Source organism: Herbivorax alkaliphila, from assembly GCF_030848475.1.
GTDB lineage: Bacteria > Bacillota > Clostridia > Acetivibrionales > Acetivibrionaceae > Herbivorax.
Map to the genome: position 1 here is coordinate 32,088 of NZ_JAVDDS010000020.1, position 12,880 is coordinate 44,967.

A 12,880-nucleotide genomic window follows, 5' to 3' on the forward strand; every position below is an offset into this window, starting at 1 on the left:
CAATGTAAGTATAAAGATTTTGAAATGAAATCTTGTATCGTTATTAATGGAGGTGGTAGGAATGGATGCTGGGCCCAATCACAGGGAAAGTATTTTGCAAAGTATCATGTCAAGCAAGGGATTTTTCTACCACTTATTTCTATGTTAATCTGGTTAGATATCCTTGATTTTCTTGTGCATGGTTGTTTTCTATTTAAAGCATAATACTAATATGATTGATAATCCCGGTTAAGTTATTGTATTAACATTTAATATAGTTGTGCTCAAAAAATAATTGTTTTGAGTAATATACTATTATGGGTTTATGTCTATCAGATGTTAAAAGTTTGAATTTGAGGTTTTAAAAGTCAAGGAGGTGTTTTAATGAACTTTGAAAAAGAAAAACAATTAATAGAGGACAAAAAGTATTCTCTCTTAAAAGAAGAGTTAAAGAATGTTCCACCTGTTGATATAGCAGAATTATTAGATAGTTTGGATGACAAAAAGTCTCTGCTTGTTTTTAGACTTTTGCCAAAAGAGATAGCAGTGGATGTTTTTTCTCATCTTTCTGTTGAAAGGCAGCTGGAACTATCTGATTTAGTTAATGAGTCAGAGCTTTCAGCTATTTTAAAAGATTTATATTTTGATGATAAAGTTGATCTTTTAGAAGAAATGCCGGCAAATGTAGTAAAAAAAATACTTAAAAACACAAGCGAAGTGGAGCGAAAATTGATAAATCAGTTTTTAAATTATCCTGAATATTCTGCAGGAAGCTTAATGACAATTGAATTTGTCGATTTAAAAAAAGAAATGCTGGTAAGTGAAGCAATAGAGAGAATAAGAAAAATTGCACCTGACAAAGAGACAATTTACACCTGCTATGTAACTGATGCAAGCAGGAATTTAGAAGGTACAATTTCTTTGAAGGATTTGGTTTTGGCAAAAGGAGACAGCAAAGTTGGAGATATTATGCAAAGTGAACCGATACATGTAAATACTCATGATGATCAGGAAAATGTAGCAGATATTTTTAAAAAGTATGACTTGCTAGCAGCACCAGTTGTCGATAACGAACACAGGTTAGTAGGTATAATAACTGTAGACGATATAGTTGATGTAATTGAAGAAGAGGCTACTGAGGATATTTATCGTTTAGCTGCTATAGAGCCTACCGATGAAGAATATATAAATGCAGGAATTTTTAAACTTGCACGAAAGAGAATATTGTGGCTTATGGTTTTGATGATTTCTGCCACTATGACAGAAGCTATAATAAGAGGTTATGAAGAAACATTAGAAGCAGTGGTTGCCCTTGCTGCATCCATTCCCTTGCTTATGGACACAGGGGGAAATGCAGGTGCTCAGGCCTCTACTTTGGTAATTAGAAGTATTGTTCTTGGAGAGGTAACTGTTAAGGATTTATTAAAAGTAATATGGAAAGAAACGCGGATAAGTCTTCTTGTAGGAGTAGCTCTTGCATTTGTAAATTTTTTAAGGTTACGTTTTATATCAGGTCAATCGACAGAAATAGCTTTGACAGTTGCACTAACTCTAATAGTAACAGTTATTGTTGCTAAAATGCTAGGAGGTATTTTACCACTTTTAGCAAAGAGGTTGAAGCTTGACCCAGCAATAATGGCAGCTCCCCTTATAACAACCATAGTTGACTCAGTTGCCTTGATAATATATTTCTACTTTGCTATGTGGATAATAAACTTTTAAAGCAAAGGAGGAAATTATTTGATGTATGAAATGGCAACACAGCACTATTTTATGAATGAGGCATTAAAGGAAGCTAAAAAAGCATATGAAAAAGGTGAATGTCCCATAGGTGCTGTTATAGTAAAAGATGATATGATAATATCTAAGGGGCACAATGAGAAGGAAATAAAAAAAGACCCTACAAAACATGCTGAGATATCTGCAATAAAGGGAGCTTGTAAAAGCCTTGACACTTGGAGGTTAAATGGTTGTGACATGTATGTTACATTAGAACCCTGTCCAATGTGTGCAGGAGCAATAATTCAGTCAAGAATTAGAAGTCTTTTTATTGGCACTTTTGACCCTAAATCTGGAGCAGTTGGGTCGGTTATAGACTTATTAAAGGTAGATCAGTTTAATCACAAAGTTGAAGTAACATACGGAATATTGAGAGAAGAGTGCTCAAACATCCTCAAGGATTTCTTTAAAGACTTGCGTAAGTAACATATACACCAACATCTAATAGGTAGTTGCATTTTAATACATGTTCATGTTAGAATGTTTTAAGTAAGTGGAGAGATGGCTGAGCTGGTCGAAGGCGCTCGACTCGAAATCGAGTGTACGTTTACGCGTACCGTGGGTTCGAATCCCACTCTCTCCGCCAAACATAAGGGATTCACTTATTGTAAGTGAGTCCTTTTTTGAGCATTTAAATGTTTGAATCTAAAAACTCTGCTTAAATATCCAAATTGGAAAATATTCAGGAACATTGATAAAAAAGCTTAACTATTTAAAGCATTGCAATTAGGGGTGCGAAACTCCAATAACTTGATTAGAATTAAGAAGTATTGCAGCTTTTGCTGCAATATGTTTATAATATAATTAGTAGATAATATATGGAGGAACATATAAATGAAAAAAATTCCTATAGGAGTAAGTGATTTTAAAAGAATAATAGAAGATGATTATTATTATATAGATAAAACAAATTTTATAAAAGAATTAATAGATTCAGGAAGTGCCATAACACTATTGCCAAGACCTCGGAGGTTTGGCAAAACACTTAACATGAGCATGATAAAATACTTCTTTGAAAAAAGTAAAGAAGACAATATGAATTTATTTGATAATTTGTATATTTATAAATGCGGAGAACAATATAAAAGAGAGCAGGGGAAATACCCTGTAATATACCTAACCTTTAAAGATGTAAAAGAGTTAGATTGGGAAAGCACTTTTATTAAATTAAAAAGGGTAATATCTGAAGAATACAGAAGGCTAAAATATGTAAAAGAGGTTTTAGATGAAAGTGAAAAAAGATATTATGATGAAATAATAGATGGAACTGCATTAGGTCCTCAATATGAAGATAGTATAAATATGCTAAGTGGATATTTAGCTAAATATTACAAACAAAAAACAATAGTAATAATAGATGAATATGATACTCCAATAAATGCAGGTCACATTAATGGTTATACAAAAGAGATAACAAATTTTACAAAGGGGCTTTTTAGTGGAGGTTTAAAAGATAATATAAACTTGCATAAAGGAATTATAACTGGAATACTCAGAATATCTAAGGAAAGTATATTTAGCGATATGAATAATTTAGAGGTATGCACAATAATTGATGAAAGCTATAGTGATAAATTTGGCTTTACAGAAAATGAAGCCGAAAGACTTCTCGAAGACTATGGTTTAGAAGAAAAATTAGAGGAAATGAAACTATGGTATAATGGATATAGATTTTGGGAAACAGTAATTTATAACCCTTGGAGTCTGGTTTATTTTGTAAAAAATAAAGGCAGGTTTGAACCTTATTGGGTTAATACAAGCAGTAATGATATTATTAAGACTCTTTTTAAAAATGCACCAAATGAAGTAAAGAGAGATTTAGAGCTATTAATAAAGGGGCGGTCAATTAAAAAAGAAATAACTCCAAATATAACATATGAAATAATTGAAAAATCTGGTCAGAGTTTATGGACATTCTTTTTATTCTCAGGATATTTAAAGCAGGAAAATGAAGAAACAATAAACTCAAGAAGAATATTTGAATTAAAAATACCGAATAAAGAAGTTTTGTATATATATCAAAGTACAATAATTAAATGGTTTGATGAAAATGCAAGTAATTATGATTTAGAGCAGATGATAAAGTTTCTTTTAAATGGAGATGTAGAGACATTTACTTATATGTTTAAAGATTTGATAGCAAAAACCATAAGTTATTTTGATCCTACTGGAAAAGAGCCAGAAATGTTTTACCATGCTTTTGTTTTAGGAATGCTTGTACATTTAAATAATAACTATGAAATTAAGTCAAATAGGGAAAGTGGATATGGTAGATATGATGTAATGCTAATTCCAATTAAAAATATAATTGATAAAAAGTCTATAATAATTGAATTTAAAAAAGTAAATAAAATGGCAAAGGAGACTATTGAAATTGCAATTGAGAAGGCATTAAAACAAATTGAGGAAAAGAAGTATGAAGAAGAATTACTATCAAAAGGCATACCCCAAAAAGATATTATTAAAATTGCCATTGTTTTTGATGGAAAAGAAGTTGAGTTAAAACAAGGCTAATTATCAAGAAGGTAGTTTTTCATATATTCCAAATCCTCTAAATCCAAACTTCCTGTGTTGGTTACATCAGCAGCTAAAAGTTTTTCACCAGATAAATGATACTTATTTATGCCGGATAAATGTTTTATTAAAAGGACATAGTCAGATAAATCCACTATTCCATCGGAGTTTATATCGCCTAAAAGTATTTGGGATTTTTCTATAATGCCAAAAGGCTGAGAGTAACTCAATCCGTGTGACCCTTTAAGTTTTGCCCTTACATAATTATTAATCTTATCTTGATGGTTGTTTAGATTTATACTTTGACCTGTTGAGATAACCTTGTTATCTGCAATCCACTGAATGGTGTGGTAGTTTTCACCAGTTATAGTTATTGAATTCATTTCGCTGTCAACTTCTATGTTTTTGATTGTGGGGAAAGAACCTTTAGCATTAGGGCTTTTGTTATGTCGGTTTTGTACATATAAAGTTACAGTATAAAATGTGCCGTTTTCCATTGAAAAACGTATATTTTCTTCTGTATTTTCAGGCATAATCATCATATTAAAGTTGAATCCTATTTCATCTAAACAGTGACTGTCATCGTTAGAAAAACCCCAAACAGGGCGTTCTGGCATTGTGGCTGACAAAATAGTGTCCCAGGTATTGATAAAGCTATCCATATTTCCGTGTCTATAATTTAGCATTTCAATTCCAACACATGAAGGATATTTTAAAAACAAGTTAATATATTTATTTGCATTATCATTAATTGGGTGGTTTATATGTGATATTCCACCGGTTTTTTCACAATTAGCAATATTATCTTTTAGTGTGGCATCGCAACTATTATTATACTTTGTCCAAAAGGTGTTAAGGTGATTTATGTTCATTGACTGTTCATTGGCAAAGGGAACATTTTTCATGCCTCTACTATTTCTGCCAAAACCTATATTAATTTCATTTAAACGCTCAGTAGTCAAATAATCGTCAGGGTTTCTATCATTTCTATCCCAAGAAGTACTGATGAAATCGTGGTCAGTAATTGCCAGAATGTCATAACCTATACGATAGTAATATTCAATCATTTCTTTTGGAGAATTTTCTCCATCACTTTCAGTTGTATGAGTGTGAAAATTGGCTTTATACTGGTTAAAGTCATGCCACTCAACAGATTCATAGGGATTTAGTATTTTATAGTTTGTTATAGTTTTTGCAGGTTCTTTTGCATATACTGTAACAGTGTTGAAAATTATATTAATAAATAAAAATGCAAAAACTAAAAAAGCAGAAAAGTTCTTCTTAATAGAATTAATCATATACTCATCTCCATAAATATTATTTGTCAGGTTGCGATGAATTAATCGGTGAAGATATTAGTACAAATTCTAGAATTAAGAAACAAATACATTAAATAGATTGACTTAGCGAGCGAGATTAGAAAAGTTCCAATTAAGTTTTTAAAGTTTGAAATATAAAAGAGACCGTTTAAATATATTATACAATATTTTATAAAATTAATATATAGTAAAAATGGCACAGATAAATGCTTCTTATAGTGAACTCGTTTAGCTAAAGCTAAACATCAAAGCTTTAGAAGGAGTCTTAGAAGAAGATAAAAATATAGAAAGATGGCTATTTAAAATAAAATGTTGAATTTATAAAATAAACCTTCAAATTTTCCGATAAAGAAAATATAACATAAATATTTAGGTGATGGATAAATTTGAAATAATGTTTCCGATTTTTTTTATAAACATAGGAGGAAATTATGAAAAAACGAAAAACCATTGGAATTATGATAAATAGCTTGGACGGTAGTTTTTCTAGTAATTTCTGGCTAATGATAAAAAAGGCTGTTGAAAAAAATGATTGTAATTTAATCATTTATGAAGGAAGAGGTTTAAATTATGCTTCAGATCTTACTAAAAAGCATACCATTGTGTATGGTTTCATAGATAAAAGAAGAATTGAGGGATTAATACTTACTTCTACAGTAGCGGATTATATGTCTTATGAGGAAGTAGATAAATTGCTTCAACGATTTGAAGGCATACCCATGGTATCAATTGGGCAAATTATAGCTAGAGGGACAAGTATATTGGTTGATAATAAGATGGGAATGAAGAGTCAAATAAGACATTTAATTAATGACCATGAATACAGAAAAATTGCATTTGTAAAAGGTCCAAGAGGTAATTATGAAGCAATAGAAAGGTATCAGGCTTATTTGGAAGTTTTAGAAGAAAACAGTATAAGAGTAGACGAAAATATAATTTTTGAAGGGGATTTTTCTTCTCAAGAAGGATACAAAATAATGAAGGAAATAATCGCCAAAGGCATTGAATATGATGCGATAGTTTTTTCAAATGATGATATGGCATTAGCTGCTTTAAAAGCTATAGAAGAGGTATCTAAAAACCAAGAAATTGATGTTAGTAAAAGGAAAGTTATATGTGGCTTTGATGACTCAACCAATGCAAAATTAGCAAAACCCTCATTGACCACTGTAAGACAGCCTATTGAAGAAATTTGCGATAATGCAGTTAAAATATTGCTGGAAAAAATTGATGGAAAAGAAAAGGAGAAAATTGTAAAACACCCTGCAGTATTAGTAAAAAGGGAATCATGTGGATGTAAGCATGAAATAACTAGCTGCGAAAGGGTAAATAAAAATATAGAACTAGTTCCCAATGTGGGAATTCATGTTATGCTACAAACATTTTCTCTAGATAAATTATATGATAACATCACTGAAGTTTCGAAAAAATGTAACATAAGAAGTTGTTTTGTATCTACATACTTTGAAGGTACAATTATATACAAAAGCACAGCCTTATTGGATAAATCTTTTAGTATTCCTGAGAAATCTCAACTGGTATATGCATTTTACAATAACGAGAGAATTAAAATAGAAGAAGATAAAAAATACTTTAATACAAAAGATATCGTACCGGATTGTTTTTTACCTGAGGACAGAAGATTTATTTATCTTGTAAATCCATTATTTTTTGATGAAGATCAATTTGGTTTTGTATGTTTTGAAATAGTTAATGAAGATGTGGCTAATTTAGAAGGTTTGAGAGGAGAGATAAGCAATACGTTAAAAGGTGCACTTACAATGTTGGAAAGAGACAAAATGGAAAAAATTCTTCTTGAAAGTGAGCGTTTAGCTTCATTAGGTCAATTAATGGGGGGGATTTCTCACAATTTAATGTCACCTATTATGTCTATATCAGGAATACAGGCTGCTATGGATGAAATGATAGATGAATACAGTGAATCAATAACGGATCCTGAAGTCACTGTTGAAGATCATATTGAAATATCTAAAGAAATGAGAATGTGGAATGACAAATTAAAAGAATATAACTCATATATGTCAAAAGTTATTTCAAAAGTTAAATCACAAACTGTCCTATTGAATTCAAACATTACAAGCGAATTTACAATAGAAGAAGTTTTAGACAGAATTAAAATTATTAAAAATAACAACACTACAATAAAAAATTGTAATTTAAACATCGAAACAGATATTAATATTAAAACAAAAATATCAGGAGATATAAGTAATTTAATGCAAATAGTTGAAAATCTAATTCTTAATGCAATTGACGCATATGATGAAAAAGAAGATGCACCAATTGATATAAATATCTATTCAGATGGGAATTCAGTTATATTTAAAATCAGGGATTATGGAGAGGGAATATCTGAGGGGTATAAAGATAAAATATTTAAATCTATGGTGACCTCAAAAGGTAAAAAAGGAGTTGGTTTAAGTCTTCTTTTATCTTATTCGACTATAAAAGGCAGGTTTGGTGGAGAAATGTGGTTTGAAGATCCAGAGGGTAAAGGTAGTATTTTTTACATGTCAATACCTGTGAGGAAATCAGCTTAAAAAAGTTATTATTCAACACTTTACTCTATCTGAATCTTCGATTTTTAGCTTTAGCTTAGCCATTACTAAACCACTCTACTCATCTTTAGATTTTTTTATAGAAAATGTTAAAATACAGGCTGCTACTAAAAATAAGCCGGATACAAGGTAAGAATAGTTGTAGCTGTCTGTTAAATCAAATAGTTTACCTGCTAAAAGAGGTCCTGTTACTCCTGCCAGTCCCCATGAAGTAAAAACAAAACCATAGTTTGTGCCAAGATTTTTAGTTCCATAGTTTTGAGCTGTAACTGCCGGGAATATTGAAAAAAGAGCACCATAACCAAGACCAGTAACTGCAACACCTAAAGCAAGTAACAAAGGTGTGGTATACTGACTAAAAAGAAAAATGTTTATAGCCTGTAAGGAAAAAACAAAAAGCATAGTTTTTATAGCACCAAGTTTGTCACAAACCAAACCTCCAACAATTCTCCCAAGGGTATTAAATATCGCCAATAAAACTACAAAATAAAATCCTTCTTCCCAACCTGCCTGTTTGCTTGCTATTCTGGTAATATGTCCTATTAGCATAAGACCCGCAGAAGCAGAAAAGGTATACATAATCCACAGTTTGTAAAAATCAAAGGTTTTGAGCATTTCTTGCCAAGAAAACTCCTGTTTGAAATCAGATTTCATAGATTTCTTTTTGGTACTTTTATTATTAATTTTATCTATATAAGCTTCAGATGGGTTTACTAAAAGCTGAGATAGAGTAATAAGAATTATTAGTGCAAAAAATCCAAGCATGATAAAAGAATTAGATACTCCAAAGTTGTCTATAAGCATGTTTGTAAGAGGTGAGATATATACTCCAGCAAAGCCAACTCCTGATACAACTATACCTGATATGAAACCTTTTTTCTCTAGTGGAAACCATTTAACAGCAGGAGGAGTTGTGGCAGCGTAACAAAAACCTATTCCTGCACCACCCATTAAGCCATAGGTTAGTGTCATTAAATAAGGGTTTGTTACAAATCCAGATAGTATTAAACCACCGCCCAGTAAAATTCCTCCAAAAATCGAGCTTAAACGTGGACCCTTAAGATCTTGTATCCTACCAGCAAAAATCATTATAAGGGAAAAAGAAACAATAGATATAGTATAAGGTAGCTGGGCCTGTGTGCTATTCCAATCAAGCTCATCAATTAAAGCTTCACCCATAATGCTCCAAATATATAGCAGTCCTAAAATTAAGTTAATACCTGTTGCAGCTGAAGTTACAATCCAACCTTTTGATTTATTCATTTATATGCCTCCTTAAATAATACTCAAATATTATACAACATACCATGGTTTTATCGCAAGAACTAAGATGAAAAAATTGAAAATAGAGCCTACTTTTATTAAATACACCCCTATATTCCCCATTATTGGACATATGGTTTATATTTTGTTATCATAGCCTCATACTTAATTTATAAAGGAGATATTTTAGTATGAATAATAATCAGATAGTTGCTAAAGTTGGAGAAAAGGAAATTACAAAAAGAGATGTGGAAGGGGTTTTGAGAAATGTTGACCCTAAAATAGCTGCTCAGTTTAACAATCCAGAGGGAATCAAAAGGCTTATAAGTCAATTGGCACAACAGGAACTTTTTTATTTAGAGGCAAAAGAAAATGATCTAGAAAAAGATGCTGACTTTATTAAAGAAGTTGAAAGGGTAAAGGAAAATTTACTTAGGCAATATGCTATAAATAAATTTTTAGGTGCGGTAACAGCTAGCGAAGATGAGATGCAGGAATTTTACGAAGCAAACAAACAAAATTTTGTTCAGCCAGAGTCCATTAAAGCCAGTCATATTCTTGTTAAAGAAGAGGATGATGCAAATAAAGTTCTTTCTGAGTTGGATAGTGGAATGAAGTTTGAAGATGCTGCAAAAAAGTATTCTATGTGTCCGTCAAAAGAAAAAGGTGGAGATTTAGGATTTTTCTCAAAAGGTAGAATGGTTCCGGAATTTGAAGAAGTTGCATTTTCCTTGGATAAAGAAGAACTTACAAAAGAGCCAGTAAAAACTCAATTTGGATATCACATTATAAAGAGAACAGGAAAAAGAGAACAAATGGAGATGACCTTTGCTGAAGCTAAAGATAAGGTTAAGTCTCAATTAATATCTCAAAAACAGGAAAAAGTTTATTTTGATAAAGTAAATGAGCTAAAAGGTAAATATGAAATTAAAATGTTTGTATAATTACAAAGAATATTAAGTTTGTGTATGTATGAGAACATACTAACATTATTAAATTAACTGATTTTCTTAAAATGCTAAATAGAGTCAAAGCTCTATCTGGCATTTTAAGAGAAAAAAGTTGATTTTATTATAATTGAAACTGAAACAATACAAAAAACTGATTCTATTATACTTCCTGTTTTAAAAGTTAGAGGGAATGAATACTTTTTCTTTAGAGGAAATAAAAGAGTCACACCTTTTTGCGTGCACATATCTCCTAATATGTGACTTAGCATACCAATACAGAAAATTAATGAGTAGTCGGATACATTATAAAAATCAAAAGTATATCTTAAAGTGATGAATGCTAAAATTACAGCCATAAAAGAATGGGAATATCCCCTATGTTTTGAAAGCAATAGAGATATTAAGTATAGACCTAATAACACTAGTGGGGTATTTTGGTATAAAAACCCTGTAATTATTAATGCAGATGAAATTAATATGATTGTAACCTTTTTCATAATATTAAAAACTTTTGATGAAATATTATTAAGATTAAGCCCCCCTAAAATTATTAGTGAAATAAACAAGTATATGTATTCGCTGTCCTTAAGGAGCATAGCTCCAATGATTCCTAATAATGCGAAAGTGAAATTCACAAAGGTCTTTATATACTTTAGTTTTATTGGACTAAATGTATTAGATATAGTTGATTTACCAGTATCTATGTCGCATATAAGAGAACCGGCAAATGCAAAAGCATATGGCAGCAGCTTTTCAGCTCCTGTAATATTGTTTGTTATAGGTAAGCTGCTTGCGGCAGCAAGACCAATTAAAGCGTGAGTATATCCCTTCATTTTTACCCCTTATCTTAAGTATGTTGTTTACAATTATATTATAGTATTATTGCAGTGTTTTGAAAAGTAACCAGGGGGACAGTCCCCTTGGTATTGTTACAGTAAAAAGTCGAAAAAATAAGTAATTACAAACAAAATATTTATAATTGCCAATTTGGTTCTGCTAACCTCAAGAGGTTTGATATAGGGATTTTCCTCATATGAGTAGTCCTTTGCCACTTGAAGGCTCTTTTTTGTCAGTTCATCAATTTCTGACATTAAAATTTGTGAAAACTCTTCACTATGCACTACAATCATGCTCTCTGTGCTTAAAAAAGAACTTCTAGCATCAAAATTAAAGGTTCCAATTAAGCTTATTTTGTTATCAATAATATAGGATTTTGCATGTAGTGATCCGTTATCTTGATATTCATATAAGTAATCAATGTTATTTGCAATGTTTTTTCTATTTTTCTTGTATCCTGCCATAGCAAAATAATTTGGACTTGACGCATATGAATTAGTCAATATAGTAGTTTGAGCAGAAAGTATAGCTTCAATGTCAAGGTGTTTTAGCATCTGATTTGTAGGTATAATATATGGACTTTGAATAAAAACTGATTCTTCTGCTTCTGCCATGAGTTTTCCAATTTCAGATAGAACCCAAGGGGCTTTATTTAATCTTGTAATAGGATTGTGGATAAATGATATTTTATCTGCAGGCACTGATAAATCATGCCAGTCCATATCAAAAACAAAATATTCTGGATGGTCTACTTTTAATGAATTAATATATTGCTTTAGGTATTTTTCTTTTTTTGAACCTTTTGCTGCTTGAGAGTCTTTTAAATTGTCAATTGCATTTTTAGAATATTCATGCCTCCAAAGAGTATTAAAGTAGTCTTTCATATCACTTATAACACTTTTAGAGATGTTATCAGTATCGGTGTTAATAATCAGGACATCTCTGTCGTATACTGGACTGTTATAGTCTTTTAAATAATACTTATCCCCAATATTACGACCACCTATCATGGCAAATTCATTGTCCACAATAATATGCTTATCATGAAGCCTGTTGTTCCACGTCCATGGTTTTAGAACAGATAAAGGTTCATAAAATTTAAGCTCAATATTAGGGTGGTTTACAAGTGCGTACTGAATATCTTTTGAAGAGCCTATCAAATTATGGAAAATGCCATCTAATAAAATGCGTACATGAACTCCTCTGTCAGCAGCTTCAAGTATACTTCCAAAAAATATTTGTCTTGCATCTCCACTGTGTGTAGTGTAATAGGCAATGTCTAAAGTTTTTTGTGAATTTTCAATAAGATTAATTCTGCTTAATCCTGAATTGTATCTGTCTTCTATAAGAGTCACTCTGTCCTGACCTGTATTGTAATGAGAAAAATCCTCTTTTTTTAAATCGTTGTTACTATGGATTAAGAAAAAACCAGCACCTGTTATAAGTGCATATATTAAGTAAAAAACCAAAATTTTTCTCAAGCATTTTAATACTTTCAATTTTAGAGCCACTCCTTTCATCATTATAATTCTATTATAAATCATTAATATGAATTAAGTATGAACAATGATACAGTGAGACAAGAGAACCGTCCCCTTGTCTGCTGCATTTTATATTGACATGAAATTCAAAAAACTCTATACTTATAAGTAGATTTGAC

Annotated in this window: 9 protein-coding genes and 1 tRNA gene; 6 read left to right on the forward strand and 4 right to left on the reverse strand. The window is 30.9% G+C overall.

What is annotated here, in order from left to right; genetic code table 11:
* Window positions 1-363: 363 nt before the first annotated feature.
* From mgtE to RBH29_RS09115, 4 genes are all read left to right on the forward strand, one after another.
* On the forward strand, window positions 364-1,701 hold the full coding sequence (gene mgtE / locus RBH29_RS09100; RefSeq protein WP_306696496.1) for a magnesium transporter: 1,338 nt from the start codon (window positions 364-366) through the stop codon (window positions 1,699-1,701).
* 21 nt (window positions 1,702-1,722) lie between these two features.
* Window positions 1,723-2,184 carry a tRNA adenosine(34) deaminase TadA gene (gene tadA, locus RBH29_RS09105; protein WP_306696520.1) on the forward strand — a complete coding sequence of 154 codons (462 nt, stop codon included), beginning with the start codon at window positions 1,723-1,725 and terminating at the stop codon, window positions 2,182-2,184.
* A gap of 69 nt (window positions 2,185-2,253) precedes the next feature.
* Window positions 2,254-2,344, forward strand: a tRNA-Ser gene (locus tag RBH29_RS09110).
* A 248-nt stretch (window positions 2,345-2,592) separates the two neighbouring features.
* The gene (locus RBH29_RS09115; RefSeq protein ID WP_306696497.1) at window positions 2,593-4,272 is read left to right on the forward strand and encodes an AAA family ATPase; all 1,680 of its coding nucleotides are present in this window, start codon (window positions 2,593-2,595) and stop codon (window positions 4,270-4,272) included.
* On the opposite strand, the gene RBH29_RS09120 is transcribed toward RBH29_RS09115, so the two are convergent.
* Window positions 4,269-5,570 carry a dockerin type I domain-containing protein gene (locus RBH29_RS09120; protein WP_306696498.1) on the reverse strand — a complete coding sequence of 434 codons (1,302 nt, stop codon included), beginning with the start codon at window positions 5,568-5,570 and terminating at the stop codon, window positions 4,269-4,271. The two genes, RBH29_RS09115 and RBH29_RS09120, sit on opposite strands and share 4 nt — an antisense overlap.
* A 452-nt stretch (window positions 5,571-6,022) precedes the next feature.
* Between RBH29_RS09120 and RBH29_RS09125 the strand changes: the two genes are divergently transcribed.
* Window positions 6,023-8,152, forward strand: a complete 2,130-nt coding sequence (locus tag RBH29_RS09125) for a substrate-binding domain-containing protein (protein WP_306696499.1) — start codon at window positions 6,023-6,025, stop codon at window positions 8,150-8,152.
* A gap of 75 nt (window positions 8,153-8,227) precedes the next feature.
* Here RBH29_RS09125 and RBH29_RS09130 read toward each other — a convergent pair whose 3' ends face one another.
* Window positions 8,228-9,433, reverse strand: coding sequence for an L-lactate MFS transporter (locus RBH29_RS09130; protein ID WP_306696500.1), 1,206 nt, complete (start codon window positions 9,431-9,433; stop codon window positions 8,228-8,230).
* A 191-nt stretch (window positions 9,434-9,624) separates the two neighbouring features.
* On the opposite strand from RBH29_RS09130, the gene RBH29_RS09135 reads away from it, so the two are divergent.
* Window positions 9,625-10,377 (forward strand): peptidylprolyl isomerase, encoded by a 753-nt coding sequence (locus RBH29_RS09135; protein ID WP_306696501.1) that lies wholly within the window; start codon window positions 9,625-9,627, stop codon window positions 10,375-10,377.
* 104 nt (window positions 10,378-10,481) lie between these two features.
* On the opposite strand, the gene RBH29_RS17855 is transcribed toward RBH29_RS09135, so the two are convergent.
* Together RBH29_RS17855 and RBH29_RS09145 are read right to left on the reverse strand one after the other, a co-directional pair.
* On the reverse strand, window positions 10,482-11,216 hold the full coding sequence (locus RBH29_RS17855) for a metal-dependent hydrolase (protein ID WP_373463310.1): 735 nt from the start codon (window positions 11,214-11,216) through the stop codon (window positions 10,482-10,484).
* 96 nt (window positions 11,217-11,312) lie between these two features.
* Window positions 11,313-12,719, reverse strand: a complete 1,407-nt coding sequence (locus RBH29_RS09145) for a phospholipase D-like domain-containing protein (protein ID WP_306696503.1) — start codon at window positions 12,717-12,719, stop codon at window positions 11,313-11,315.
* Window positions 12,720-12,880: the final 161 nt, after the last annotated feature.